Genomic DNA, 26,173 nt, shown 5'->3' with positions numbered 1-26,173 from the left:
ACGTGCAGACATCTGCAACAGATATCCATAAAGTTGTTTCAGGAGGGGCGCTTCAATGCACCACACGACAGAGATGCTGATCATCGGTGCCGGGTTCTCGGGGCTGACGATGGCGCTTGAGGCGCGCAAGCGTGGCATCAAAGATATCGCCATTCTGGAAAAGGCCGAAGATATCGGTGGCACGTGGCGCGAGAACACCTATCCTGGCGTCGCCTGCGATGTTCCTTCGCATCTGTATTCCATGGCGACCCACCCTAATCCGCACTGGAGCCGCGCCTATGCCGGTGGCGCAGAGATACAGAAATATCTGCAAAATGTCGCGCATCAGGAAGGGTTGTATGATCTTTGCCACTTTGGGCAGGCGCTGAAATCGGCAAAATGGGATGGCACGCTTTGGCAGGTCGAAACCATGGATGGCCAGTTCTGGTCGGCCCGGTTTCTGGTCTCGGCCATCGGCGCGCTGCATCATCCCAGCATTCCGGACATTCCCGGCGCGGGCAGTTTTCCCGGCCCCTGTTTTCATTCGGCCGAATGGGATCACACCGTCGATCTGACCGGAAAGCATGTGGCTGTTGTCGGCACCGGGGCGTCAGCCGTTCAGTTCGTGCCCGAGATTGCCAAGGTTGCGGGCCACGTCACCGTTTTTCAGCGCAGCGCGCCTTACGTCATGCCGCGCCCTGACGGCCCGATCGCACCTTGGGTGCGCAAACTATATGCCTACCTTCCCCTGCTTCCGCGCATCCGGCGCAAACTGATTTTCATGTTCTTCGAGTTTCGTCACCGCGTGTTCAGGGGCGAGGAACGCGCGATGAACTTTGCTCTGAAGATGTGGCGAAAATCGTTGGAAGGCGCGATTGCCGACCCCGAAGAACGGCGCATTCTGACCCCGGACTATCGAATTGGGTGCAAACGCATTCTCAGTTCAAATGACTGGTACCCGGCGCTGGCCCGCGACAATGTCAGCGTCATTCCGCACGGCGTGGCCAGTATCGATGGCAACAGCATCCTCGCGTCAGATGGCACCAGGGCAGAGGCAGACTCGCTGATCTGGGGCACCGGGTTTCAGGTTACCAATGTCGTAGAGAGGTTGGATATTACTGGCACAGATGGGCTAACGCTGCGGTCGGCCTGGACAAACGGGATGTCTGCTCATCTGGGCACGGCGATAGCCGGTTTTCCCAACTTCTTCATCCTTCTGGGGCCTCATACCGGGCTTGGGCATAATTCGGTCGTGTTGATGATCGAAGCCCAGGTCGGGCATATCGGCCGGGTTCTGAGCGAGATGCAACGCAAGGAACTGTCGGTGATCACCCCCGATGCGGCGAAACAGGCGGCCTTTACACAGGAAATGCAGGACCGCCACGCGGACTGTGTCTGGCAGACCGGAGGCTGCACATCCTGGTACATTGATGCGGACGGGCAAAACACGACGCTTTGGCCCGGAACAGTTGCCGAATTTCAGAAACGCATGTCACAATCGGGATTGGAGCAATACATCCCTATTAGGACCGGAGACAGCTAGATGACAATTTTTCTTAGCCTGGTTGCGGCCTTTGCCGTCTTTCTTCTGACCATGGCCCTGTGGACCCGGCGTATAACCCGTCAGGGGCTAGAAACCGTGCCGCAGATGGGCCAGATCGTGCCCGTGCAGGGCGGTAGCATCCACTATGTGGAAAAGGGCAATCCGGACGCGCAGACGGTTATCCTGATTCATGGTCTGGCTGGGCAGTTACAGCATTTTACCTACGCGTTGGCAGATCAACTGGCCGAGGATTTCCACGTCATCGCGCTGGATCGCCCCGGTTGCGGATATTCAACCCGGGATACGGCAGAACTCGCACAATTGCCGCAGCAGGCCGCGATGATAGCTGAGTTTCTTGAAACCAAAGGCGTGAATCAGGCCGTGCTGGTCGGGCATTCACTGGGCGGTGCGGTGTCGCTGGCACTGGCTTTGGATTACCCCGAGCGGGTATCCAGCCTCGCTCTGTTAGCACCACTAACGCACAGGCTGCCTGAAACACCGGTGATCTTCAAACCGCTCGAGATTCGGACCAAATGGCTGCGCAGTCTGATTGCCAACACGATTGCAGTGCCCATGGCCTCAAAAACAGCGCCGCACAGTCTGGGCGTGGCATTTGACCCTGAAACCCCTCCAAATGACTTTCTGGACCGTGCGGGTGGTGCGCTCGGGCTGCGCCCGTCGGCCTTTGTCACGGCCTCGCAGGACGTTATCGGGTTGGATGCCAGTTGCGATGCGCTGGTGGCCAGATATCCTGAGCTATCGGTCCCCGGTGGGATATTGTATGGCCGTCAGGACGCACTTCTGTCCCCTGCCCTTCACGGACCGCCGATGGTCAAATATGGTCTGAGCTATGAAGAGCTCGACGGTCTGGGTCATATGATCCTGATCACAGAACCGGAGATATGCGCCGCGTTTATCCGCAGAACGGTGGACACCACGATATTCCGTCAGACGCCCTTGCAGGACCCGGTGAAAGAGCCCGTGAAAGAATTCCCCGGTTAGGGCGATTTCCCTCTTGACCCTCCCCGGCCCCTCGCTTACATCGCCTCTCACTCACGGCGGAGTAGCTCAGTTGGTTAGAGCAGCGGAATCATAATCCGCGTGTCGGGGGTTCAAGTCCCTCCTCCGCTACCAATTCCCCAGAGCATCAAACCGAAACACCAGTTGTGGTTTTCCTTATGATTTCAGCGCTCATCGATCCGGCGGAAGATCGAGATATGGTGCCGCGCGTGTGATTTCGACAGCGTCCTGTACCCCGTTCGTATTCAAGTGGATGTTCAGCTGGCCAGTCCCACTGAACCGCGCGAAATAGGCGAACTCGATCATGTTCAGCGCATTCATATCCTGACACTGAATGACATAGTCCGCCTGAAACTCCGAGTGACTCTCCTCCGTTGTGGAGCCTGTGACTGCGTTCGCCTCGCCACTCTGCCGTGTGATACCATATGTCAGAACCACATGGGCAGTCACCGTAGAGCACCCAGCTTCGGGAGGGGTTACGAACAGGTCCAGCGGGTCGGAAAGCTCTGACATTGCTATGGCCACACGCGTGCGGTTGTCATCGTTTTCAACCGGAGATTCGAACCCGACGATATCCATGCTGGGCACCCGGAGTGCCAACGAAAACCCGGTTTCAGAAAACACGATATCGATCTGGCCCGAACCGTGGTGATGAGGCGTGGAAACCTGCGTTGCTTGCGCTGCAAGTGCCGCAGGAAACAGGAATAAGGCCAGAACCACGCGCTTCATGAACCACAAACCACCTACAAAGAATCACTGGGATGATTTTAGCCCGAAACATGTACCGCGCAATGTGATCCACCGAATCAAACCCCCGCCAGATATGGGGATGGCGACCATCAGGTCAGCAGCTCCTTTTTCCGACAAAAAAACTCAGGTTGACAATGTTGACTTTTTAACTCAGTTATTTCAACAAAAGCCGCCGTGGGAACAAACCCGCCTGATTTGACAGTTCAGACAAGAAAGTAACGACCCCTATGACCAAGTTGTTTGCAACAGCCAGCGCTTTGACCTTTTGTACAACCGCTTTTGCCTTTGCCGGGGATGTGCCTGCAAAAGTGGATATTCTGGAAACCTACGCCAATATTGCCGAAGCCAAGTATGACGACAGTCTGACTGCGGCGAAGACGTTGCGGGATACAGTCGGTGCGCTGATTGCCGAACCATCGGACGCGACCCTGACTGCGGCACGGGCAGCATGGGTTGCAGCGCGTGTGCCTTATCAACAGACCGAAGTTTATCGTTTTGGCAATGCAATCGTTGATGACTGGGAAGGCAAAGTAAACGGTTGGCCGCTGGATGAAGGTCTGATTGATTACGTCGACGCGGCCTATGGTGGTGCGACGGATGAGAACGAATTTGCGGTTCTGAATGTCATCGCCAACCCCAGCTTCGAACTGTCGGGCGAAACCATTGACGCCAGCGAGATTACTCCGGAACTGCTGAGCGAAACCCTGCACGAAGCTGATGGTATCGAAGCCAACGTCGCGACAGGATATCACGCTATCGAGTTCCTGCTGTGGGGGCAGGACATGAATGGACACGGGGCAGGTGCAGGCAACCGTCCGGCAACCGATTATGCAAACGGCGATGCCTGCACCGGTGGCAATTGCGACCGTCGTGCCCAGTATCTGAGCGCCGCAACCGACCTGCTGGTCAGCGACCTGAGCTGGATGGCGGACCAGTGGAAGCAAGGCGGCGCGGCGCGCGCGGCGCTGATGGAAAACGAAACTGGGGGTGTCAGTGCGATCCTGACCGGTATGGGTTCACTGTCCTACGGTGAACAAGCGGGTGAGCGGATGCGTCTGGGCCTGATGCTGAACGACCCGGAAGAAGAACATGATTGCTTTTCGGACAACACCCACAACAGCCATTACTACGACGGGCTGGGCGTTCAGAACGTCTATCTGGGCAGCTATACCCGTATCGATGGCGCACCTGTATCGGGCGCATCGCTGGCCGATCTGGTAATCGCAACCGACCCGGCACTGGACGCCGAGATGAAGGCGAAACTGGCCGTCACGATGCAAGCCCTTGGCAGGATCAAATCGACCGCGGAAGCAGGATTTGCCTATGACCAGATGCTGGAACGCGGCAACGAAGGCGGTGAAACCCTGATCATGGCCGGCGTCAACGGCCTGATCGACCAGACCAAAACAATCGAGCGCATCGTGACCGCACTGGAACTGGACCAGATTGAATTTGAAGGATCAGACAGCCTGGATAACCCCGACGCGGTATTCCACTAAACAAGAACGCGCGCCGGGGGCTAGCCTGCCCCCGGCACACTCAACACGCTGACCCGCCAGCCCTTTGAACCACACAAACCCAAGCCAACATTCATGATTGTCTGCCACTGCACCAACATCTCGGACCACGACATCCGCTCCGCCATCGACTGGATGCGAACAGCCGACCCCCGAACCATCATCACCCCCGGCAAGGTTTACCGTGCTCTTGGAAAATCGGCGGATTGCGGCGGATGCATGCCTCTGTTTCTGGACACGATGCGGTCAAGCGATAATCTCGAAGTACCCATGCAACTCCGCGCACTGCGCGCGGCGGTATCACAGGAGAGTGCAGATGAAGGGCGATCCAAAAGTCATCGAATATCTCAACAGATCTCTGCGGCATGAACTGACTGCTGTCAGCCAATACTGGCTGCATTACCGGTTGCAGGAAGACTGGGGGCTTGGCCACATGGCCAAGAAAAGCCGCGAGGAAAGCATCGAAGAGATGGGCCACGCGGACAAGCTGATCGAACGGATCATCTTTCTGGAAGGCCACCCCAACCTTCAGAAGCTTGACCCGCTTCGGATCGGTCAAACACCAAAGGAAACGCTGGAATGTGACCTTGCGGCCGAGATCGATGCACGGGCCCTGTACAAGGAAGCGCGCGAATACTGTCGGGATGCCGGCGACTATGTCTCGATGTCGCTGTTCGAAACGTTGATGTCCGATGAAGAGGGCCATATCGACTTTCTCGAAACGCAGCTCGACCTCTATGAAAGGATCGGCGAAGCCAATTATGCGCAACTCAACGCATCGAAAATGGGCGAAGGCGAGTAGCCTTGTCGCCCTGTCGGTGGTGGCTTTCGCGGCCACCCCTTCCCTATCAGCCGAGCTGCAGGATCTGCATCTGAATGTCACCCCCCGCACTGACGATGAACGCGCCCGAATTGCTGTTGTGACGGCGGCGCCCCAGGATTTCAACGCACCGCAGCAGTTTGAAGAACTGCCCGCCGGGGCTTCGACTGTTCGGGTCCGTACGGACGCGGATGCGTTCTCGCAACCGTCAGACAACCTGAGCTTTGAACAGGAGCTGAACTTCAAAGTCGGAAACGGACTGTTCAAGAAGGTCTGGGTTTCGTCGCCCTCATCGACACTCGCCTCTGACGGGTTGGGGCCGCTCTATAACGCGCGGTCGTGCCAGCGCTGCCACATCAAGGATGGGCGCGGACACACGCCAAACGGGCCCGATGACAACGCGGTTTCGATGTTCTTGCGGGTCTCGATCCCAGGCACGTCGGAGGATGGTTATGCAGCGATCGAAGATTACATCGCCACTCTGCCCGAGCCCACCTATGGTGGACAGATGCAGGATTTCGCAATGGCAGGTCATCCAGCGGAATACCGGCTGGACATCTCATACGAAGAAATCCCGGTAGAGCTTTCTGACGGTGAAACCGCCTCACTGCGCCGCCCGACTTATCAGGCAGCCGATCTGGGTTATGGCCCGCTGCACCCGGACGCGATGCTAAGCCCACGGGTCGCGCCGCAGATGATCGGGCTTGGCCTGTTGGAAGCGATCCCGGTCGAAGACCTGCTTGCCAAGGCCGACCCTAACGATTTCGATGGGGACGGCATATCAGGTCGCCCGAATATCGTCTGGTCAGTCGAGTTTGACGCCCCGATGATGGGCCGGTTCGGTCACAAAGCAGGGATGCCGACAGTGATGGAGCAATCGGCTGCTGCTTTTGCCGGGGATATCGGCATATCGAACCCACTCTACCCTGCTCCGCACGGGGATTGCACCAATGTGCAGGTGAACTGCATCCAAGCCCCGCATGGCGACAATGATGAGCGCGGCTTCGAGATCGATCATCAGGGTATGGACCTGGTCGCTTTCTACAGCCGCAATCTGGGGGTGCCGGGTCGCCGCGACATGGACAACCCCAGGGTCCTCCGCGGGAAAAAGGTGTTTCATGCAACCGGCTGCGCGTCATGCCACACACCGTCACATGTCACTCATCGGATGGAAGACCGGCCCGAGCACAGTTTTCAGCTGATATGGCCCTACACCGACCTGTTGCTTCATGACCTGGGCGAAGGTCTGGCCGACAATCGCCCCGAGGCCCGCGCAACGGGCCGGGAATGGCGCACGCCGCCTTTGTGGGGTGTTGGCCTGACCGAACGCGTCTCGGGCCACACAGAATTTCTGCATGACGGGCGTGCGCGCGACTTGCTTGAAGCAATCCTGTGGCATGGCGGTGAAGCGCAGGCTGCCCGCGACACCGTTATCTCGATGCCCAAAGCCGACCGTGACGCCCTGATCCAATTTCTGGAGAGCCTCTGACCCATGCGAGTTCTTACCCTTGTTGCAGCGTTGATCATGCCACTTGCCGCGCAGGCACAGGATCGCGCGCCGATCCTGATGGATGTAACAGAAACCCATATCCTGCCCCGGTTCGACACGCTCCCGGAAACGACAGGCGCGCTAGTCAGCGCATCACTGGTTGAGTGCGATCCGACCTCACCGGAGCTGCGCGCGGCCTACGATGCGGCTTTCGATAGCTGGATATCCGCCAGCCACCTGCGGTTTGGTCCGACCGAGGTCGATGACCGCGCTTTCGCCATGGCGTTCTGGCCGGACACGAAAGGGTTCACCACCAAAGCCCTGTCCCAGCATATCGCAACCGAGGATGACGCCGTGCAAAGCCCGGAGACCTATGCCGAAACGTCCATAGCAGGGCGCGGGTTCTTCGCGCTCGAACGGATGTTGTTCGATCCCAATTACGCGGAACAGGGTAGTGCCGAATATCGCTGCGCGCTGATCAGGGCGATCACGGCGGATATCGATGCCAATGCCCGGGCGATGGCGCAGGACTGGCACAGCTATGCCCCTAGCCTTACCCAACCCCAAGAGAACAGGCGCTACCGGACGCAGGACGAAGCAATGCAGGAGCTGTTCAAGGCCTTGGCTACCGGTCTTGAGTTCACGGCTGACACTCGGCTGGGTCGCCCCATGGGGACATTTGACCGCCCCCGTCCGAACCGGGCCGAAGCGTGGCGGTCCGGGCGGTCTTTACGCCATGTAGAACTGTCGCTGATATCCTTGCGAGATTTAGCTGCACGGCTGTCTTTTGATCACCCCGAAATCGCGTCGGAACTGGACGCTGCGTTTGCACGTGCCATCCAGAACGCTCAATCCATTGACGATCCCTCGCTGGCCGGGGTTTCAGATCCCCAGGCCCGGTTCCGGATTGAGGCGCTTCAACAGTCGATCCACGATATCCGCAGCATCGCCGTGACCGAGCTGGGTCCGACATTGGGGATCAGCGCAGGATTCAACTCGCTGGACGGAGACTAACCCGTGACGTCACGCCGCCATTTTCTTGCCGGTCTTGCCGCAGCCACGATTTCCCCAGTCCGCGGGTGGGCCTCGGCCGGTTCGCCTGGTTTTCTGGCCGCAGGGCTGTTTCCCGACGGGTCCTTTCGACTTGCCGGGTTGAGCACATTGGGGAAAATCGTGTTCTCCGTGCCTCTACCCGAACGCGGACATGCGGCCGCTGCCCATCCACACAAGGCCTTGGCGGTCGCGTTTGCCAGACGTCCGGGAACCTTTGCCATCGTCATCGATTGCGCAACCGGCGCGCAGATTGCGCAGCTAAATGCCCCTGAAAGCCGACACTTCTACGGCCACGGCACATTCTCGGCGGATGGCGCGTATTTTTATGCCACCGAGAACGACTACGAAGCCGGGACAGGTATCGTCAGTGTCTGGGACGCTAAAAGCTTTTCGCGTCTGGGTGAGTTTTCATCTGGTGGAATAGGCCCGCATGACATGCGCCTGATGCCCGACGGGGAAACGCTGGTGATTGCCAATGGCGGGATCGAAACCCACCCCGAAACCGGGCGCACAAAGCTGAACCTGCCGACGATGGCACCCAACCTGAGCTATCTCACCCAGTCGGGTAGGATCCAAGAACAGGTGTCGTTACCTGACGAGCTTCACAAGAACTCGATCCGCCATCTGGTGGTGCGGAGCGACGGTCTGGTTGGCTTTGCCATGCAATGGCAGGGCAGCAAGTCCGAACACCCGCCCCTGTTGGGCTTGCATTGTCAGGGTGAAGCCCCACGCCTGCTGGCGGCACCGGATCACGAACAAAGCATGTTGCAGGGATACGCTGGCAGCGTCGCGTTTTCAGCCGACGCCGATATGATCGCAATAACCTGTCCGCGCGGCAATGCGCTGCACCAGTTCGACATAACCAGCGGCACACTCACCGGCGCCTTCGCGCTTGAGGATGTCTGCGGGCTTGGGGCCGGGGCGGGCGGGTTGGTCTTTACCACGGGAACAGGCGCTTTCGGGACATTGATGGGCGCGCGCCCAGCTGTTCGAACCCGCGCCGAATGCCAATGGGACAATCATCTGATCCCGATCCACCCGTCCGCGTAAAATTCGGAATCCCCAATCAGATAGTTTACACTTGGAAGAATCAAACTGCTGCCGTATTGGCGGGCGCGAAACTGGCACCCTACGTTAAGGACCGACTTGATTGAAACAGACGCCCGACGCACCGCATTCCATCTACGGAGTTGAGAAATGGGGAAAAGGCCTCATCGAGGTGACCGAACAGGGCGAGATCGGTCTGCGCAATCCCATGGCCCCCGAGGCAGCGGCGATTAGCCTGCCCGGTATCCTCAGCGATCTGGACGACCGCGGAATCAAGGCACCGATGGTCCTGCGCGTCGCGTCTTATCTGGAACACGAAATTGCCCATCTGAACGAGAGCTTTCGTGATGCGATTGCGCGCGTGGGCTACACAGGCAGCTATCGCGGTGTATTCCCGATCAAGGTGAACCAGCAGGCGCAGGTTGTTGACCGGATCGTCGAGTTTGGAAAGAAATACAACTATGGGCTCGAGGCCGGCTCCAAACCCGAACTGGTGATTGCGCTGGCGCATCGCCTGGCCCCCGAAGCGCTGATCGTGTGTAACGGTGTCAAAGATGCCGAATTCATCCAACTGGCTATTCTAAGCCGCAAGATCGGGTTCAACACGGTCATCGTTTTGGAAAGCCCGAAAGAGGCCGACACGGTAATCGAAGTTTACAACGAACTGGGCATCGAGCCCCTGATCGGTGTTCGGGTGAAGCTGACCAACCAGATCAGCGGCAAATGGGAAGAAAGCTCGGGCGACCGCTCGGCCTTTGGGATGAACACTGATCAGCTTATCGCCACCGTAGACAAGCTGAAAGACGCAGGGTTGCTGCACTGCCTCAAGCTGCAGCATTCACATCTGGGCAGCCAGGTTCAGGATGTCAACGATGTGCGCCGTGCTGTGGGCGAAGCCTGTCGCTATTACACCGAGCTTACGCGCGAAGGCGTGCCATTGACCCACCTGGATCTGGGTGGCGGCATGGGGGTCGATTACACCGGCGAAAAGAAAGCCGCCGAAAACTCGATCAACTACACGGTCGAAGAATACTGTGCCAATGTCGTCGAAACCGTGGCCTACGCCATGGACGAGGCAGAGGTGGACCACCCGACACTGGTCACGGAAAGTGGGCGTGCCGTGGTGGCGACGTCCTCGATGCTGGTCTTCAACGTGCTCGAAAGCACGCTTTACGATGCGCCCAATGGCCCCGAGGTTGATCCGGATGACCACCACTTGGTCTCGGACCTCGCCGCGGTGCACGGATACCTCTCTCGCGACCGCCTGCAGGAATGCTGGAACGACGCCACCTTCTATCGTAACGAGCTGCGCGCCCTGTTTCGTCGCGGCTATGTCGACCTGCGTCAGATGGCCCGGGCCGAACGGATATACCTGTCGCTGATGGCGCGGCTCAAGGCATTGGCCGCGTCAGAGGATCTGGAAACGGACCTGAATGACCAGCTTGAAAAGGTTGCTGACATCTATCACTGCAACTTCTCGCTGTTCCAGTCGCTGCCAGATGTCTGGGCCATCGACCAGCTGCACCCGATCGTGCCACTGCAATCTTTGAACCAGATCCCCGACCGTCGCGCCGTGCTGTCCGACATCACCTGCGACAGCGACGGCAAGATCGACCGGTTCATTCTGGCCGACGGTGTTTCCCCCAGCCTGCCGGTGCATTCCCTGCCCGAAGAGAACGAATACTTCATGGGTGTCTTCTTCGTTGGCGCTTATCAGGAGACTTTGGGCGATCTACACAATCTCTTTGGTGACACCAACGTGGTCACCATCGACCTGCGTCGGGACGGTGGCTTTGACCTGCTGCACGAACAAGAGGGCGACACGATCAGCCAGGTTCTGTCATATGTCGAATTCGACCCGCAGGATTGCGTCGCCGCCTTCCGCAAAATGGTGGATGAGGCGATTTCGACCGGCACCCTGAATGCCAAGGACCGCAAAACCCTGATGAGCGCTTACCGCGAGTCGATCAACGGTTACACCTATTACGAATAACCCCTGAGAGGAGATCACCCCCATGGGAACTTTGAGTGGCAAAACACTGGTTGTCGGCGCGGGCGGCGTATCCCACGCTGCTGTGCACAAGATGGCGATGAATTCGGATATCTTCACCGAAATCACGCTGGCCAGCCGCACGAAATCTAAATGCGACGCCATCGCCAGATCGGTGAAAGACCGTGTGGGTGTTGATATCGCAACCGCCGAGTTGGACGCCTACAAGGTCGAAGACACCGTAAAGCTGATCAAGGAAACCGGTGCTGAAATCCTCGTGAACCTCGCCCTGCCCTACCAGGATCTGGTGCTGATGGATGCATGCCTTAAGGCGGGCATCCATTACCTAGACACCGCGAACTACGAGCCGGAAGACGAGGCCAAGTTCGAATACCACTGGCAATGGGCCTATAAGGAGCGGTTCAAGGCGGCCGGCCTGACCGCCATCCTTGGTTCGGGCTTCGATCCCGGTGTTACATCCGTCTTTGCCAAATGGTTGAAAAAGCACAAGCTGGACACCATCCGCCAGATCGACGTGCTTGATGCCAATGGTGGTTCGAACGATCAGGAATTTGCCACCAACTTCAACCCCGAAATCAACCTGCGCGAAGTGCTGGCCGAAGTGCGCCACTGGGAAGGTGGCGAATGGAAGCACTCTCCCGCCATGACCCACAAGGTCGAATTCGACTTCCCCGCCATCGGCCCCAAGAACATGTACCTGATGTATCACGAGGAACTGGAATCGCTCTCGACCCACTTCCCCGAGATCGAGCGCGCCCGCTTCTGGATGACCTTCGGCGACGCCTATATCATGCATGCCAAGGTCTTGGAAAATGTCGGCATGACCCGCATCGACCCAGTGATGCATGACGGCAAGGAAATCATCCCGATCCAGTTCCTGAAAACCCTTCTGCCCGATCCCGGTGATCTGGGCGCGGAAACCAAGGGCAAGGCCTGCATCGGCGACATCGCCACAGGTCAGGCCAAGGATGGCTCGGGCGAGAAAACCTATTACATCTACAACATCTGCGATCATCAGGAATGCTATGCGGAAGTCGGCAGTCAGGCTGTCAGCTACACCACCGGTGTCCCCGCCATGATCGGCGCCGCGCAGGTGCTGAAAGGCAACTGGTCCGAGCCTGGCGTGTGGAACATGGAACAGCTCGACCCGGACGACTTCATGGACATGCTGAACGAACATGGCCTGCCGTGGCAGGTCCATGAACTCGACGGCCCGGTCACCTTCTGATCCGCTTCAGCTTCATCTGGCCCTAAATATCCCGGGGGTCCGGGGGCAGCGCCCCCGGCCTCTCCACCAAACGGAGACGCCGGTTATGTCCGACATGATGACCACACAGGCCGGTGACGCCGGCGCCTTCCGCAATTTCGACCTCTCCCGTGTACCCAGCCCCTGCTTTGTGGTCGACGAAAGGGCGGTAGAACGGAACCTGAAAATCCTCGCTGATGTCGGAACCCGCTCCGGCGCGCATGTTCTCAGCGCGCTCAAGGCGTTTTCGATGTTTTCGCTGGCCCCGTTGGTGCGCCGGCACCTTGTGGGAACCTGCGCCTCGGGTATCTATGAAGCCCGGTTGGGACGCGAGGAATATGGCGGTGAGGTCGCAACCTTCTGCGCCGGGTACAAAGACGCGGATATCGACGAAATCCTGTCGCTGTCCGATCACGTCATCTTCAACTCCCCAGCCCAAAAGGACCGGTTTCTCGCCAAAGCCCAAACCGCCAAAGTGCAGGTTGGCCTGCGCATCAATCCGGAACATTCCGAAGGCGAGGTTCCGAAATACGATCCCTGCGCCCCGTGCTCGCGCCTTGGCACACCGGTCAGCCAACTGACCGCCGACACCTTGCGCGGCGTTGACGGCTTGCATATGCACACTCTCTGCGAACAGGGGTTCGAACCGCTGCAACGCACGTGGACCGCCATCGAACCGAAGATCAAACCCTACCTTGATCAGCTCAAGTGGCTGAACTTCGGCGGTGGCCACCACGTCACCCGCGACGATTATGACCGCGACGGGCTGGTGGCCTTCCTCAAGGATATTCGCGAAACCTATGGCATCGATGTTTACCTTGAACCCGGTGAGGCTGTGGCGCTGGACGCAGGTATTCTGATCGGTGAAATCCTCGACCTGCCGACCAACGGCATGAAACTCGCGATCACTGATATCTCGGCCACATGTCACATGCCCGATGTGATTGAGGCCCCTTATCGCCCTGCCCTGATGGATGAGGCCGAAACAGGCCATACCTATCGCCTTGGCGGCCCGTCCTGTCTGGCGGGTGACGTGATCGGCGACTACACCTGGGACAAGCCGCTGGAGATCGGACAGCGTTTTGCATTCCTCGATCAGGCACATTACTCGATGGTCAAGACAAACACCTTCAATGGCGTCCCCCTGCCCACAATCGCCCTGTGGAACAGCGAAACGGACGAGCTGAAGATCATCCGGCAGTTCGGATATGACGACTTCAAGGACAGACTCTCATGAGCATTTTTCTCGACAGCGAATTGACCGCATCCGAACGCACCGAAGATGCCCGCTTTCGCGTGATCCCGGTGCCTTTGGAGCGCACGGTCTCTTACGGGGCCGGCACGGCCAAAGGCCCCGAGGCAATTATCGAGGCCAGTAATGAACTGGAACGCATCACCGGTCACGCGGAGCCCTGTGTCGAAGGGATTTTCACCGAAGAACCGCTAAATTGTGACGGCCCGTTGCCCGAGGTAATGGAACGCCTTGCGCACCGCACCGAAGCTGCAATTCGGGCTGGAAAGGTACCGGTCACTTTGGGCGGCGAGCATTCCCTCAGCTATGGCGCAGTGATAGGTGTGGCCCGTGCGCTAAACCAACCCATCGGCATCGTCCAGATCGACGCCCATGCCGACCTGCGCAACGCATATCAGGGCGAAAAACACTCTCACGCCTCAGTGATGCACCTGCTTGCCGAAGAGGGCGTTCGGCTCGCCCAGTTCGGTGTCCGCGCTTTTTCAACTGAAGAGGCCCAAAGCCGACTGAGAAACCACGTCTTTCACGTGGATGCCGAGGAACTGGTGACAGGTAACATCCATTCGGTCGACCTGCCTGCAGACTTCCCCGAGCTGGTCTATGTCAGTTTCGACGTCGACGGGCTGGATCCATCGCTGATGCCCGCCACTGGAACACCGGTGCCTGGCGGGTTGGGCTATTACCAGGCACTGCGGCTAGTCGAGCACGCGCTCAAGGGGCGCAGATGCGTGGGCTTCGATGTGGTTGAGCTGGCCCCGGACGGCAATGCCGCCTGGGACTTCACCACAGCTCAGATTGTCTATCGCCTGATGGCTGCCTGTTAATCTTCGGCAGTTTCGTTCAGTTCCATATGGCCTTCGCCCTTGCTCAGGATGCGGCGCAGCATGGGTTCAAAAAACTCCAGCGGTTTCGTCGGATAGTCTGGGTCAAACGCCTTCTGATCGTATTCATGGCAGAAATAGCGGCAGTCCTCCCAATGGGGGCTGTCGCGATACTTGTCGCGCGCGTTTCGGTCTCCTCCAAGGTGGTGGTTGTAGTAGTAACCCTGAAACACGCAATGGTGCTTAAGTATCCAATAGGTTTTCTCGCTGACATAGGGTTTCATCATCGCCGCTGACAGCTCTCCATGGTTGTAGGGTGACAGAATGTCGCCGGTATCGTGGATCAAAGCGGCGACCACCAACTCCTCATCCGCGCCATCCTCATAAGCCCGGGTCGCGGCCTGAAGGCTGTGCTGATACCGGTTGACCGGATAGGGTGTCCATTCCTCGTCCAGTGACCGAATGGCGTCCAGAATGCGATCCGGCAAGGCGGCATTATACGCCTCTTCATAATCCATAACGGCGTCCCAGTCGGCCTTGGTGGCATTCTCAAAACTGGTCCAGTTCGGTTTGTGGCTTTTGTCCAGCATGGCTGATCCTTTGGCGTGTTTCCCGAAGCCGACAATATTACGAGTCGCAACTTCAAAAAAATGAATTGATTTTATCACAATGATCAAAAAATACTCTCGGTATGCGAACCAAAGCTTTGGAAACCTTTCTATGTGTGGCCGAGACAGGTGGTTTTCATGCCGCTGCCCGCAAGCTGAATGTGACTCAAACGGCCGTCAGCGCGCGCATTCATTTGATCGAAGAAGAAACCGGCAGACCACTGTTTACCCGCGGAGCCGGTGGCACGGCGCTGACCGAGTTTGGCAGACAATTCAAACCATATGCAGAACAAATTCTGTCCCTTTGGGCCTTCGCGTCGCGGGATTTATCGTTGCAGACACAGAACCGTCCAGCGCTTCGGTTGGGTAGTCAGCTTAGCATCTGGGACCCTTTGCTTGTGGATCTGGCTGTTCGGTTTGAACAGCGCTTTGACAAACTGCTGCTGACACTGAATTACGACCACGATCTGAACATGGTTGAAGCTGTGGCGACCCATGTGCTGGACGTGGCGATCACGCATGAAACGCCATCAGACCGACGCGTCACCTACCACGAGCTGGAACCGGAGCTTCTAACCCTGGTCAAAACCCCGCAAGCAGCAACAGCAGAAAACGATTTGGTCTTCGTCAACCTTGAACTTGGAGAGATTTACCAAGACCACGTCAGATCGGCCGTGCGACGCGCCTCGGGGCAGATCTTGTTTCTGGGAAATTGCATGATGGCGCTACGTTATGTCTTGCATAGAGGCGGATGCGGCTACTTCCCCGATTACGTCATTTCGCAACATCTGGCTTCGGGTGCACTCGAACCGGTAGAGGACAGTGTGAGCCTGCGGCTGCCGATGTATCTGGTCGCCCGTAGTGATCGCGAAGAATTCGACGACATTCGTTGTTGTCTGGAAGAACTTCGAACCTGAAATCAAGCGGGTGTTGGGATGACCTCGGACCTGCGCGCACGTTTCCGCATAAGTGGACGACCTGCGACAAGCAGAAAACAGCACGAGATCAACACACCCATAACGGCAGGAAGGTAAAGCAGCACCCAAAGCTTCGGGTCATCGATCACAACCGGGGACACAAACCCGCGAACACCTTCAAGCAGCACAAGAATGGTAAAGGCACCCAAAATCTGAGGCCACAATCCAAACCGTGAAAAGCTGCCTAACATCAGGGTTGAATAACCCGCCAGCGATACGGCGATGCAAATGGCTATCCAGGAAAATCGCTGATGCAGTTCTTCGATCAATTTACCCTGGCTGAACCCCTCGGTTTCAGAAATCGCATCCCGGTTGAGGATCAGATCAGAGGTTGGAATGGCTTCGAGGCTGCGGCTTGCCAACGGGCTTGCGTTCGTCAGTTGCGAAATGTCATATGATGCGTCCTGAAACAGGGTCGAGGACAGAACCCTGCCCGCCTTGTTCAAACGCAGCGCCACCCCATCGACCATCACCAGATGAATTCCCGCGTCGTTATTGACCAGATAGGCTGTCACGCTGGAATAGCTGACCGCGTTTTCCGGGTCGCGGCGATCCGATACGAACACCTCGTGCAACGTACCGTCCAGATCGATGCCACCGATGTAAACCGTAACATCTTCGGCAGGGTGCAGAAATTCACCTTCATTCAACAACTGCGCTGTCACATCTCCTGCAACTTCGGCTTGCCGGAATTCCAGTTGTTGGACCGAGGCCGGGCGCAGGAACACGCTGATGGCGGCCATCATCAGACCGGTGATCACACCGAACAATACTACGGCACGCGCCAGTCGCCAGGGGCTTGACCCGGTTGCCAGCATCACTGTCATCTCGCTTTCGCGGCTCAATCTATTGGTCGCATAGACAGCCGCCGCAAATACCGCCATCGGCATAACCGTACGAACCAGCGTCGGCAGGGTAAGCGCGGTGAATTCAAGAAACACCATAGCGGACTGGCCACCGCTGATGACCTTGTCAAACAGGCTGACGGAACGGGTGATCCAGAACACACCCACCAGGACAAGGGTGAAGAAGCCGAATAAAACCAGCAATTGCCGCAGGAAATATCCATCAAAACGCGACATGTATCCTCATCCGGCTGATTGCGTCGTGGCCGGACAATAAGTCAATCGCCCACCCAAGGAAACCTCGATTACCGCCTCAGAACTGGCATCGGCGGTAACCTAGTTATTCGGACATGGGAAGGGCGCGCTCAACCACAAGCGCGCCCCAGCCACAGGAGGGAAAAACAAAAACAGCGTCATGTACCGAACGTGAGCGCCAACTCGTAACAATTGTAAGTAAAGTGGAATTCAAGTGATTGGTCTGTGACTTAGTTCACCTTTGGACCGTTCACATGAACACTCTTGTAGACATCTGCCCCAGCTAAAAGTTAATGACACGTTAACGTCTTGTTTCCAGCCCATTCACTGTTCTACCCACATAATGAAATCTGTTGGTTTTGGTGAGTGTCCGGGGCAGGACGATTGCGAGTAACAGTACCAGTTGGCACAAGGGGTCCGATGGCAATGCATAAACCTTCGACATCAGAAGCCGCTGCACTGAATGCGCAAATACTGAAAAAGACCGACTCGGATTACGATGTCGCTATGTGGGCCGCGTGTGCATTGATGGCGCTCCACTCAAACAAGCCTGCGGTGTTTCAAGAATATCAGCATATGTGGGCTGAAAAGCTGGATGCCGTAGGTCCGCACGAAAATACAGGTGCCAACAAAAGACAATAACAGGGCACGATGGCCTCGCGCCATTGTAGCAGTGCTGTCGGAGCCAATACTGCGACCAGTAATGACCCAAGCGCGTAATGGCTTAAGACTGGCAAAGCGAACTCAAAGGCTGAAACCCGTTCATCCTTGGAAATCACAACTTAGTATTCGGACAATTTCAATGGCAGGGGCAGCAGGGTTCGAACCCGCGACCTACGGTTTTGGAGACCGTCGCTCTACCAACTGAGCTATACCCCTGTAGTGAGCCCCAGATATGCCAGCCGCGCGGCGGACTCAAGAGGCTTTTTCAGATTCCGATCCACGAAATGTCCGGACAAACAAGTTGCGCAAAACGCATGGTGCGCTAAGACAAGGACCGGTTAGCAGAAGGAACCCGGCGTGAACCTCCGTAAGAAGATTGCAGACAGCGAAGCTGTGCTAAACTGGGTGGCGCGTCGGATTGCAAATTATATTCGGCTGGTACACCGCAACACACGTTGGCAGCGCATCGGCTATGAAGAACTGGACCAGTTGGCCGAACAGGGTGAGCCGGTCATCGTTGTTCTTTGGCATCAACGGCTGGCGCAGTCGCCCTATTTCTTCCCACTGGACAAGGGGCGCATCTGTTCGATTACATCGTCTGCGCGGGCTGGCAGCATGGTGGGTCGCGTGCAAAAGCTGTTCGGAATGGACACGATTGCCATGTCCAGTCATCAGCGCCACGTGGCGTTATCACGCGAAGTGCTTGGAAAGATGAAACAGGGAATATCCATTGGCATAGCGGCGGACGGACCCCGTGGACCAGAGCGGGTTTTGTCAACGGTTCCGCTGGTCTGGGCGCGCACATCAGGCAAACGCGTGTTTGGTATTACCTTTTCGGCGAAACATGGGCGCGAAGCAGGAACATGGGATCATCTATTGATGCCCCGCCCATGGGGTAACGAGGGGGTGTTTCTGTGCCGGGAATGGACAGAAACAGTTCCGCGCAAAGCCAGTGAAGACGAAATCGAAACCCTGCGCCAAAGCCTTGAGCAGCATATGAACGATATCACGGCCGAGGCAGACCGATTGGTCGGGCGCGAACCTTGGTCGCCTGACGCTTAACCGCCCCTCAGCCTTTGCATCAGATAGACTTCACTACCCTCTGGAATTGGTTCGGTCAGTCCGGTCGCGATCACGCGCCCGTCGACAGCGATAGACACGCCAGCGTCGATGGGTGCCTGAAGCTGCGGATGTGCACGCACGAGCGCGCGCAGCAACTCGCCAGTGGTTTTGGCCTCGACCTCAACCACCTGCTGACCCCCGGTCAGTGACCGGAGGCCGGACCAGAGGTGAACCTCAACCATTGTCCTTGAGAGCGGCCAGAATACGTGGCGGCGACATCGGCAACCGCTTCATCCGCACGCCAGCCGCGTTGGACACAGCGTTGGCAATGGCGGCCAGTGGCGGCACGATACCCGTCTCACCCACACCGCGAACGCCAAACGGGTGGCCCGGATTCGGAACCTCGACGATCACGGTGTCGATCATCGGCAGGTCGCTGGCCACCGGGATGCGGTAGTCGAGAAAGATCGAGTTCTGCAAGCGACCGTCTTCGCCGTAGATATATTCCTCGTTCAGGGCCCAGCCGATACCTTGCGCGGCACCGCCCTGATATTGGCCTTCGACATAGGTCGGATGGATCGCCTTGCCTGCGTCCTGAATGACCGTATAGCGGGTCACACTGGTCTTACCGGTTTCCGGGTCAACCTCGGCATCGACGATATGGGTGCCAAAAGACACGCCGGCACCTTCGGGGGTTGCCTCGAAATGGCCCGAGATCGGACCACCGGTGCGGCCCATATCAGCGGTGATATCGGCCAGCGGCATCGGATCGAAATCACCTGCATTCGGGCCTGAGGGCACCGCACAGCCGTTTTCCCATTTCACCGCATCAACCGGGATGCCCCATTTGGCCGCGGCCCGTTCGCACAGTTTCTCAACCGTGTGTCTCGCAGCTTTGATCGTCGCCAGCCCTGACGCGTAGGTCACGCGAGAGCCATGGCTTACGTCATTGTAGCCCAGCGTGGCCGTATCGGCGATGGTCACCCGGATGTTTTCATACGGGATGCCCAGAACCTCGGCCGCCATCAAGGCCATTGACGCGCGCGAGCCACCGATATCAGGCGTCCCGACCATCACCTGAGCCGAGCCATCCTCGGACAAGGCAAGCGAAACGCTGGTCTCGCCACCATGGTTAAACCAGAAGCCACAGGAAATACCGCGCCCCTGCCCCGGCTTCAGCGGAGCCGAATAATGAGGATGTGCCTTGGCTGCTTCCAGCGTTTCGACAAGACCGATGCGCTCGTAGGTCGGTCCATAGCTGGCCTTCGTGCCCTCATGCGCGGCGTTCTTCAGACGTACCTCAACGGGGTCGAGCCCCAGCTTGTTGCACAACTCGTCAATCACCGACTCGACCGCAAAGGCACCCATCGGTGCACCCGGCGCGCGGTACGCTGCCTGCTTTGGGCGGTTGGCCATAACGTCATAGCCGATCTGCTTGACGTTGGTCAGGTTGTACGGCGCAAAGGCACACATGGCAGTCATGTCGCCCGGCGCGCCGGGAAAGGCTCCGCCCTGAAGGCGGAAGATGCCCTGAGCCGCCGAGATCGTGCCGTCTTTCTTCATGCCGATTTTGACGTCCATCGAGGCAGACGAAGTCGGACCAGTAGCCCGGAACACCTCGGACCGGGTCATCACAAGCTTGACCGGGCGATTGGCCTTACGGCTGAGCGCTAATGCGACGGGTTCGATGAAAACGGTTGTCTTACCGCCAAACCCTCCGCCGATCTCAGACGCAGTGACACGCAACTGCGAGGTTTCGATCCCCAGAAGCGCGGCACAGGTTTTCTGCGCAATCCAATGCCCTTGTGTCGTGCACCACAACTCACCCTTGCCGTCATTACCCAATATGGCCAGACAGGCGTGTGGTTCGATATAACCCTGATGCGTCGCTTCGGTGACGAAACTGTCTTCAATGACCAGATCCGCTTCGGCAAATCCGGCCTCGACATCGCCGTGACCACTTTCATGATAGCGGACAACATTCGGGTGCATTCCTTCCGGCACGGAATAATCCGCTGCCCCTTCGCGGATCACAGGCGCATCCGGTGCCATCGCCTTATCCACATCGGTGACGTGGGGCAGCACTTCGTACTCGACCTCGATCAGCTTGAGCGCGTCACGAGCCGCCAATGCCGAAGTCGCAGCAACCGCTGCAACCGCGTGCCCGTCATATAGCGCTTTCTCACCGGCCATAACGTTCTCCAGAACGTTGTAGAATTCACCTTCCAGACCGGGCTTGAACGGCACTTCAGCAAAGTCGGCACGCGTCACAACAGCTTTGACATCCTTGTGCGCCTCGGCTTTCGACGTGTCGATTTTCACGATCCGCGCATGAGCATGAGGTGAGCGCAGGATCGCGCCATGCAGCATTCCCGGGGCGTAGGCATCCGCTCCGAATTTGGCGCGGCCGGTCACCTTGTCCAGACCGTCGGGACGGTTGGGGCGGGTGCCGACAAAAGTGAAGTCTGATTTACGATCGTCCAGAGCCATTACGACGCCTCCCGCATCTCAGCCGCCGTATCCATCACGGCGCGAATGATCTTGTCATACCCAGTACAGCGGCAGAGGTTGCCTGCCAGCCAATACCGCGTCTCTTCCTCGGTCGGGTTCGGGTTTTTCTCCAGCAAAGACTTGGCCGCCACCAGAATGCCCGGCGTGCAGATGCCGCATTGCAGAGCAGCGTATTCGATCATCTTCTTTTGCAGCGGATGCAGAATATCACCGTCGGCAATGCCTTCGACCGTTTCGATCTGCTTACCTTCGGCCTCGACACCCAGCATCAGACATGAACAGACCAGACGGCCATCAACGGTGACCGAGCACGCGCCGCAATCGCCGGTGCCACAGCCCTCTTTCGCGCCTGTCAGGTTCAGCTTGTCGCGCAGACAATCCAGCAAGGTTTCACGCGGATCACACAGGTATTCGACCGCATCGCCATTCACGGTGGTGGTTACGTGGAGCTTTTTCATGCGTTTTCTCCCTTCGCGCGGGCATAGGCAATTTTCGCGGCGCGCTTTGCCAGAACACCTGCGACCTCGGTACGGAACGCGATCGTGCCGCGCTTGTCGTCAATCGGGTTACAGGCGGCAGAGGCGGCGGCGGCCAGCGCATCCAGGGCCGCATCATCCAGCGCGCTGCCGATAATGGCCTTGGCACAGTCTTCGACCAGCAGAACGGTCGGGGCCACGGCGCCCAGTGATACACGGGCCTCGGTGATGGTGTCGCCGTCAAGACGCAGGTTCACACCAACGCCAACCACAGCGATGTCCATTTCGGTGCGGGGGATGAACCGCAGATAGGCATCGCCGCCGTTTTCGCCACGTGCCGGGATATTGACCGCCGAGATCAGCTCGCCTTTGGCCAGCGAGGTTTTGCCGGGGCTGGTCGGAATATCCTCGACCGCGACTTCGCGAGTGCCGTCCGGGCCGGTCACGGTAACAGTCACACCAGCTGCGACCATGGCGGGCACGGAATCAGCCGCAGGTGAGCCGTTACACAGGTTACCGGTCGGTGTTGCGCGCCCCTGCACTTGGGTTGATCCGATCAGGTCCATCGCCTCGACCACACCGGGCCAGTCACGACCCAACTCAGGATGCTCGCTCATTTCGGCACCGGTTGCGGCAATTCCCAACGTCCAGCTTCCATCAGCGTTGCGGGTGATGTCGTGTACACCGTTGATTTTCTTGATGTCGATCAGCGTATCAGGCGTCACCAACTCCGAGCGCAGCTGCACCAATACGTCAGTGCCGCCCGCCAGAAAGCGCGTGATGCCCGTCGCATTTGCGGCCAGAGCCGAAGCCTCGGCAAAGCTGGCGGGGCTGTGATAATCCATAATGCTACCTCGCACCTGTTGGTCAGGGATATCTGGGTTCCGGGCGACGTTAATTCACCACCCACCTGACGTCCATGGGCCGAGCGACCAAATTTCACCGTCCAAAGGTCGCTTTCTGACCATGCTTACAGATCGAGCTCGATCACACCATCCGGCGCCACAGCGCGGCTTTGGCACAGAATCATGGCCCCTTGGCGCTGCTTTTTGGACAGCACGAAATCCCGATGCTCGACCTCGCCCGAAAGGACGCCACATTTGCACACACCACAGATACCATCGGCGCATTTCACATCCACGTGAAAACCCGCTTCGTTCAGAACCTGCGCGGCATCCTTGTCTGAGGGCACCAGCAGCGTCTTCCCTGAATGCGCGAGTTTCAGGGTAAATGGATGATTTTCGTATTCCGGGGTTTCCGGGACCGAGAAATATTCAAGATGTCGGGCCTCTTCGGGGAAACCCTGACGTTCTGCGGCCTGCATGACCCCATCCATGTACCGATCAGGCCCGCACGTATAGACGTGCCATCCCTGCTGATACCCCGAAAGGATCGCATCCAGATCAGCGCGCGTGCCTTCATCCGAGAAATGGTAGTGGACGCGGTTCGCCCAGGGCATCCCCGCCAGATCATCCAGATACCCCGCCCCACCCCGCATGCTGGCCGAGTAGTGCAACTCGAAATCCATGCCCAGTGAATGCAGGCGATGAGCAAATGCGATCATCGGGGTTATACCGATACCACCCCCCATCAAAAAGGTCTTGGACGCCTCTTCGTTCAGTTCGAAATGGTTGATCGGTTTCGAGATGAAAACCTTGCGCCCTTCGTTGAAAATTCGGTGCAGCAAGGCCGAGCCACCCCGCCCTTCATCCTCGCGCAGAACACCGATCTGATAAGACCCCCGTTCCGACGGGTCGCCAGACATGGAGTATTGGCGCAGGAACTCTGGCGCGACAAGCACATCCAGATGCGCACCTGCGGACCATTCAGGAAGCGGCGCACCGTCAAGGGAGGAAAACTCATACTTGGTGACATCCGAGGTCATCTTGTCGACCTTGGTCACAGCGACCCGCATCACCGGCGCGTCACCTGCGACCTGATAACGATGAATGATCGACATATCCCCCGCAGCTTTACGCGCCTTGTACTCTTCGGCTGTCACCAAGGCCTCATAGGCGGCAATTCCTGCCTCGCGATCCATTGCAAACGGATAGGGCCAGGGGTGCGGGGCCAGATAGGCCGGGTAGACCGCCAATGTCTGATCTTCGTATCTAAGGTACAGATCCTTTTGCAGATCGCGCCGGTTCAAAGGGTGTGTTGTTGGCCGATACGCCCCGTCGGGCTGCAACTCGATATCCCACCACCATTTCTTGGTGTCGTTCAAACCGCCATTGCCAACCGCATCATCCAGCTTGGCCAATGCAGGCGCCGCCGAGGGGATGTTCATCGCGGCCCAACGGAACGGGCGCTCCTTGAAGATACCCTCAAGGTTCCAAGGGCAGGTCTTCATGCACCGCCCGCACATCGCGCCTCCCGGAGTGGTCACGCGGTAGGTCGCGCATTTCTGGCTGTCGGATTTCCAGATTTCATAGCCGTTGAACATCAGCTTTGGCCCAGCCGTGATCGCGCCCGATGGGCATTCGCGCGCGCATTTGTTGCAAGACTCGCAAAAGCTTTGCAGACCGAAATCAATGGGCCTGTCATGCGCGATCGGCATATCCGTGGTCACCACGCCTGATTTCAGTCGCGGCCCAAGATAGGGGTTCAGGATCACTTCGCCGATCCGGCTGACTTCGCCCAGACCGGACAGCAACAAAAGCGGAGGTTGCAGAACTTCGCCATCCATCACCGTATGCGCCTTGGCCTTGTAGCCAAGATTGCGGATCTGCTGTGCAATCACGCCACCCAGCAAGGAAAATCGCAGATAGGCGCGCATCGATTGGGCGACGCTGATCCAGTCGTCGCCGCTGGCACCCTCCATCGTTTCATAACCCTGATCGATGATCATGCTGACGGCCTGATCATGGGGCGGCACGATTTCTTCGCCCGTCGCGTCATGGGAATACCAGGCCCATTCCGGGCAGCGGCTGAGACCCACCGCATCGACCCCCAGAAAATAGGTCGCAGCCTTGATGTTTGCTGCGTTGCGTTGTGCGTCAGATGGCTTGGGCGCGTCAGCGCTTTCACCGTCCTGCAACAGTACAAACGCGCCCAAAGCACGGCGTTGGGCAAAACTCGGTGCTGCCTTGCGGACGTAATACCCGCCTTTGGCCGCATCCTGTAGCGACTTGCCCATATCTCCGAACTGCGCCCGGGCAAACATATCTGCTCGCTTGGGCACACGAGCGACATTCTCTTCGTCAATAAAGGTCGTTGGTGTCTCGACCCGTTTGAGTTTCTCAAACGGATGCGCCCCGTCCACATAGCGCCGTTTGGCATATGGGTCACGGTTGAGGGCGTTCTTGGCAAAGCCCGTTCCCAACCACCATGCCGGCCCCTGCGTCCGGAACCAGGGCTGATCGGCCATAGGCTTCAGCGGTTTGTCATGGGCGATCGGCATGTCAGTCGTCACGGCGGCCAAACCAAAGCGCTTGCCCAGCCAGGGCACGACAACCTCTCCATCCTCGACCGAAGCCAACCCGGCGGTGACCGCCAGCTTGCCCAAATCAACGTCGGTCGACATCATGCTGTGCGCCCGCGCGTCAAAGCCCAAAAGGCGAATGTAATTGGCAATGACCACCGCATTCTCGGTCGCCAGCAGACAGGCACGATGATCCTGCGCGTCGATGATCCAGTCCGCACCGGGTTCGGAAGGGTCCGGGTCGCGGTTGTGTTCATAGAGAAAGACAATGCTGTGCCGATGGCTGTCGATCGGCTTGGGCGCGGCCTCCATGCTGTCTTTCAGATCAGCCATGATGACGTCGATCCCGGATGCCAGCGTTTTGGTCTGACGGGTGCGCAACGCGTGGGCAAGCCGGTCAATATCGGGATTGCGGCGGGCCTCAAGCAACAGGGCGTCAGATGGCAGTGGACCGCACCCCATCATCGACGCATCGTTGAAGTAACCGAACGCTTTTATGTGGTTGGCCCGTTCCTGCGGGTCCGATGGAATCTCGGACGCAACCGGGTTCACCATTCCGTCGCGGATGGCGTCCATCATCGCCTGAAACTCACCCATCGCATTGACGATGCTGTCAGGGTGTTCCAGTCGGTGGAAACTCAGCTCGGCCAAAGCGGGCACAAGCGACAGATCCGGCATGTCTTCTTGCCGGGCCAAACGCTCCAGCGGGTAGCCGCCCATATGAACGGGCCGGTTTCTGTCCGAGAATAAACGGATCCCCATCGAATATCTCCTGTTGATGCCCGTCCCGTACCTCGCCATGGACAG

Annotated in this window: 24 protein-coding genes and 2 tRNA genes; 17 read left to right on the top strand and 9 right to left on the bottom strand. The window is 58.0% G+C overall.

Features of this window, described 5'->3' with window-relative positions; genetic code table 11:
• Window positions 1-55: 55 nt before the first annotated feature.
• From ACR0EK_RS05010 to ACR0EK_RS05000, 3 genes are all read left to right on the top strand, one after another.
• Window positions 56-1,522, top strand: a complete 1,467-nt coding sequence (locus ACR0EK_RS05010; protein ID WP_480967637.1) for a flavin-containing monooxygenase — start codon at window positions 56-58, stop codon at window positions 1,520-1,522.
• Window positions 1,523-2,524, top strand: coding sequence for an alpha/beta fold hydrolase (locus ACR0EK_RS05005; RefSeq protein ID WP_480913999.1), 1,002 nt, complete (start codon window positions 1,523-1,525; stop codon window positions 2,522-2,524).
• A 55-nt stretch (window positions 2,525-2,579) separates the two neighbouring features.
• A tRNA-Met gene (locus ACR0EK_RS05000) sits at window positions 2,580-2,656 on the top strand.
• Window positions 2,657-2,713: 57 nt separating this feature from the next.
• On the opposite strand, the gene ACR0EK_RS04995 is transcribed toward ACR0EK_RS05000, so the two are convergent.
• Entirely contained in the window at window positions 2,714-3,271 is a 558-nt protein-coding gene (locus ACR0EK_RS04995) for a ZrgA family zinc uptake protein (RefSeq protein ID WP_480914001.1), read from the bottom strand.
• Between ACR0EK_RS04995 and ACR0EK_RS04990 the strand changes: the two genes are divergently transcribed.
• The 11 genes from ACR0EK_RS04990 (at window position 3,270) to speB (ending at window position 14,551) form a co-directional block, all read left to right on the top strand.
• Entirely contained in the window at window positions 3,270-3,491 is a 222-nt protein-coding gene (locus tag ACR0EK_RS04990) for a hypothetical protein (RefSeq protein ID WP_480899464.1), read from the top strand. The genes ACR0EK_RS04995 and ACR0EK_RS04990 overlap by 2 nt on opposite strands.
• Before the next feature lie 28 nt (window positions 3,492-3,519).
• Window positions 3,520-4,791, top strand: coding sequence for an imelysin family protein (locus ACR0EK_RS04985; protein WP_480914002.1), 1,272 nt, complete (start codon window positions 3,520-3,522; stop codon window positions 4,789-4,791).
• Between the two features lie 93 nt (window positions 4,792-4,884).
• Entirely contained in the window at window positions 4,885-5,178 is a 294-nt protein-coding gene (locus ACR0EK_RS04980; protein WP_480914004.1) for a (2Fe-2S)-binding protein, read from the top strand.
• A complete protein-coding gene (bfr, locus tag ACR0EK_RS04975) occupies window positions 5,126-5,611 on the top strand; it encodes a bacterioferritin (protein WP_480914006.1) in 486 nt (161 codons plus the stop codon). The genes ACR0EK_RS04980 and bfr overlap by 53 nt, the downstream gene beginning before the upstream one ends.
• On the top strand, window positions 5,571-7,118 hold the full coding sequence (locus ACR0EK_RS04970; protein ID WP_480914008.1) for a di-heme oxidoreductase family protein: 1,548 nt from the start codon (window positions 5,571-5,573) through the stop codon (window positions 7,116-7,118). The genes bfr and ACR0EK_RS04970 overlap by 41 nt, the downstream gene beginning before the upstream one ends.
• A 3-nt stretch (window positions 7,119-7,121) precedes the next feature.
• Window positions 7,122-8,132 (top strand): imelysin family protein, encoded by a 1,011-nt coding sequence (locus ACR0EK_RS04965; RefSeq protein WP_480914011.1) that lies wholly within the window; start codon window positions 7,122-7,124, stop codon window positions 8,130-8,132.
• Window positions 8,133-8,135: 3 nt separating this feature from the next.
• A complete protein-coding gene (locus tag ACR0EK_RS04960; protein ID WP_480773721.1) occupies window positions 8,136-9,221 on the top strand; it encodes a DUF1513 domain-containing protein in 1,086 nt (361 codons plus the stop codon).
• Window positions 9,222-9,321: 100 nt separating this feature from the next.
• Window positions 9,322-11,211, top strand: a complete 1,890-nt coding sequence (speA, locus tag ACR0EK_RS04955; RefSeq protein WP_480773722.1) for a biosynthetic arginine decarboxylase — start codon at window positions 9,322-9,324, stop codon at window positions 11,209-11,211.
• A gap of 22 nt (window positions 11,212-11,233) precedes the next feature.
• Complete coding sequence (locus ACR0EK_RS04950) at window positions 11,234-12,457, top strand: saccharopine dehydrogenase family protein (protein ID WP_480899455.1); 1,224 nt, start codon at window positions 11,234-11,236, stop codon at window positions 12,455-12,457.
• An 85-nt stretch (window positions 12,458-12,542) separates the two neighbouring features.
• Window positions 12,543-13,712 carry a carboxynorspermidine decarboxylase gene (gene nspC / locus ACR0EK_RS04945; RefSeq protein WP_480899453.1) on the top strand — a complete coding sequence of 390 codons (1,170 nt, stop codon included), beginning with the start codon at window positions 12,543-12,545 and terminating at the stop codon, window positions 13,710-13,712.
• Window positions 13,709-14,551, top strand: a complete 843-nt coding sequence (gene speB / locus ACR0EK_RS04940; protein ID WP_480482116.1) for an agmatinase — start codon at window positions 13,709-13,711, stop codon at window positions 14,549-14,551. Before nspC ends, speB begins: the two co-directional genes overlap by 4 nt.
• On the opposite strand, the gene ACR0EK_RS04935 is transcribed toward speB, so the two are convergent.
• Window positions 14,548-15,138 (bottom strand): HD domain-containing protein, encoded by a 591-nt coding sequence (locus ACR0EK_RS04935; protein ID WP_480899452.1) that lies wholly within the window; start codon window positions 15,136-15,138, stop codon window positions 14,548-14,550. The two genes, speB and ACR0EK_RS04935, sit on opposite strands and share 4 nt — an antisense overlap.
• Window positions 15,139-15,239: 101 nt before the next feature.
• On the opposite strand from ACR0EK_RS04935, the gene ACR0EK_RS04930 reads away from it, so the two are divergent.
• Window positions 15,240-16,073, top strand: coding sequence for a LysR family transcriptional regulator (locus ACR0EK_RS04930; protein ID WP_480773726.1), 834 nt, complete (start codon window positions 15,240-15,242; stop codon window positions 16,071-16,073).
• Between the two features lie 2 nt (window positions 16,074-16,075).
• Here the strand turns inward: ACR0EK_RS04930 and lptF are convergent, their stop codons facing one another.
• On the bottom strand, window positions 16,076-17,215 hold the full coding sequence (gene lptF / locus ACR0EK_RS04925; protein ID WP_480870121.1) for an LPS export ABC transporter permease LptF: 1,140 nt from the start codon (window positions 17,213-17,215) through the stop codon (window positions 16,076-16,078).
• 444 nt (window positions 17,216-17,659) lie between these two features.
• Here lptF and ACR0EK_RS04920 point away from each other — a divergent pair, with 444 nt between their 5' ends.
• A complete protein-coding gene (locus tag ACR0EK_RS04920; protein ID WP_480967636.1) occupies window positions 17,660-17,875 on the top strand; it encodes a hypothetical protein in 216 nt (71 codons plus the stop codon).
• 161 nt (window positions 17,876-18,036) lie between these two features.
• Here ACR0EK_RS04920 and ACR0EK_RS04915 read toward each other — a convergent pair.
• A tRNA-Trp gene (locus tag ACR0EK_RS04915) sits at window positions 18,037-18,112 on the bottom strand.
• A gap of 141 nt (window positions 18,113-18,253) precedes the next feature.
• On the opposite strand from ACR0EK_RS04915, the gene ACR0EK_RS04910 reads away from it, so the two are divergent.
• Window positions 18,254-18,958, top strand: a complete 705-nt coding sequence (locus tag ACR0EK_RS04910; RefSeq protein ID WP_480899448.1) for a lysophospholipid acyltransferase family protein — start codon at window positions 18,254-18,256, stop codon at window positions 18,956-18,958.
• Here the strand turns inward: ACR0EK_RS04910 and ACR0EK_RS04905 are convergent.
• The 5 genes from ACR0EK_RS04905 to ACR0EK_RS04885 form a co-directional block, all read right to left on the bottom strand.
• Window positions 18,955-19,200, bottom strand: a complete 246-nt coding sequence (locus tag ACR0EK_RS04905) for a MoaD/ThiS family protein (RefSeq protein WP_170346142.1) — start codon at window positions 19,198-19,200, stop codon at window positions 18,955-18,957. The two genes, ACR0EK_RS04910 and ACR0EK_RS04905, sit on opposite strands and share 4 nt — an antisense overlap.
• Complete coding sequence (locus ACR0EK_RS04900; protein ID WP_480899446.1) at window positions 19,193-21,448, bottom strand: xanthine dehydrogenase family protein molybdopterin-binding subunit; 2,256 nt, start codon at window positions 21,446-21,448, stop codon at window positions 19,193-19,195. Before ACR0EK_RS04900 ends, ACR0EK_RS04905 begins: the two co-directional genes overlap by 8 nt.
• Entirely contained in the window at window positions 21,448-21,927 is a 480-nt protein-coding gene (locus tag ACR0EK_RS04895) for a (2Fe-2S)-binding protein (RefSeq protein WP_209597982.1), read from the bottom strand. The genes ACR0EK_RS04900 and ACR0EK_RS04895 overlap by 1 nt, the downstream gene beginning before the upstream one ends.
• Window positions 21,924-22,790 (bottom strand): FAD binding domain-containing protein, encoded by an 867-nt coding sequence (locus ACR0EK_RS04890; RefSeq protein WP_480899444.1) that lies wholly within the window; start codon window positions 22,788-22,790, stop codon window positions 21,924-21,926. The genes ACR0EK_RS04895 and ACR0EK_RS04890 overlap by 4 nt, the downstream gene beginning before the upstream one ends.
• A gap of 125 nt (window positions 22,791-22,915) precedes the next feature.
• Window positions 22,916-26,128: a reductive dehalogenase gene (locus ACR0EK_RS04885; RefSeq protein WP_480967635.1), complete on the bottom strand. Its 3,213-nt coding sequence runs from the start codon at window positions 26,126-26,128 to the stop codon at window positions 22,916-22,918.
• Window positions 26,129-26,173: the final 45 nt, after the last annotated feature.

Source organism: Ruegeria sp. AE4 (genome assembly GCF_056542185.1).
This window is presented reverse-complemented; position numbering and strand designations above follow the sequence as displayed.

Excerpts from the sequence above, each read along its gene's own strand:
- ACR0EK_RS05010 (WP_480967637.1), top strand. The coding sequence starts at position 56 with ATGCACCACACGACAGAGATGCTGATCATCGGTGCCGGGTTCTCGGGG.
- ACR0EK_RS05005 (WP_480913999.1), top strand. The coding sequence starts at position 1,523 with ATGACAATTTTTCTTAGCCTGGTTGCGGCCTTTGCCGTCTTTCTTCTG.
- ACR0EK_RS04990 (WP_480899464.1), top strand. The coding sequence starts at position 3,270 with ATGAACCACAAACCACCTACAAAGAATCACTGGGATGATTTTAGCCCG.
- ACR0EK_RS04995 (WP_480914001.1), bottom strand. The coding sequence starts at position 3,271 with ATGAAGCGCGTGGTTCTGGCCTTATTCCTGTTTCCTGCGGCACTTGCA.
- ACR0EK_RS04985 (WP_480914002.1), top strand. The coding sequence starts at position 3,520 with ATGACCAAGTTGTTTGCAACAGCCAGCGCTTTGACCTTTTGTACAACC.
- ACR0EK_RS04980 (WP_480914004.1), top strand. The coding sequence starts at position 4,885 with ATGATTGTCTGCCACTGCACCAACATCTCGGACCACGACATCCGCTCC.
- bfr (WP_480914006.1), top strand. The coding sequence starts at position 5,126 with ATGAAGGGCGATCCAAAAGTCATCGAATATCTCAACAGATCTCTGCGG.
- ACR0EK_RS04970 (WP_480914008.1), top strand. The coding sequence starts at position 5,571 with ATGCGCAACTCAACGCATCGAAAATGGGCGAAGGCGAGTAGCCTTGTC.
- ACR0EK_RS04965 (WP_480914011.1), top strand. The coding sequence starts at position 7,122 with ATGCGAGTTCTTACCCTTGTTGCAGCGTTGATCATGCCACTTGCCGCG.
- ACR0EK_RS04950 (WP_480899455.1), top strand. The coding sequence starts at position 11,234 with ATGGGAACTTTGAGTGGCAAAACACTGGTTGTCGGCGCGGGCGGCGTA.
- nspC (WP_480899453.1), top strand. The coding sequence starts at position 12,543 with ATGTCCGACATGATGACCACACAGGCCGGTGACGCCGGCGCCTTCCGC.
- speB (WP_480482116.1), top strand. The coding sequence starts at position 13,709 with ATGAGCATTTTTCTCGACAGCGAATTGACCGCATCCGAACGCACCGAA.
- ACR0EK_RS04935 (WP_480899452.1), bottom strand. The coding sequence starts at position 15,138 with ATGCTGGACAAAAGCCACAAACCGAACTGGACCAGTTTTGAGAATGCC.
- ACR0EK_RS04930 (WP_480773726.1), top strand. The coding sequence starts at position 15,240 with ATGCGAACCAAAGCTTTGGAAACCTTTCTATGTGTGGCCGAGACAGGT.
- lptF (WP_480870121.1), bottom strand. The coding sequence starts at position 17,215 with ATGTCGCGTTTTGATGGATATTTCCTGCGGCAATTGCTGGTTTTATTC.
- ACR0EK_RS04920 (WP_480967636.1), top strand. The coding sequence starts at position 17,660 with ATGCATAAACCTTCGACATCAGAAGCCGCTGCACTGAATGCGCAAATA.
- ACR0EK_RS04905 (WP_170346142.1), bottom strand. The coding sequence starts at position 19,200 with ATGGTTGAGGTTCACCTCTGGTCCGGCCTCCGGTCACTGACCGGGGGT.
- ACR0EK_RS04900 (WP_480899446.1), bottom strand. The coding sequence starts at position 21,448 with ATGGCTCTGGACGATCGTAAATCAGACTTCACTTTTGTCGGCACCCGC.
- ACR0EK_RS04895 (WP_209597982.1), bottom strand. The coding sequence starts at position 21,927 with ATGAAAAAGCTCCACGTAACCACCACCGTGAATGGCGATGCGGTCGAA.
- ACR0EK_RS04890 (WP_480899444.1), bottom strand. The coding sequence starts at position 22,790 with ATGGATTATCACAGCCCCGCCAGCTTTGCCGAGGCTTCGGCTCTGGCC.
- ACR0EK_RS04885 (WP_480967635.1), bottom strand. The coding sequence starts at position 26,128 with ATGGGGATCCGTTTATTCTCGGACAGAAACCGGCCCGTTCATATGGGC.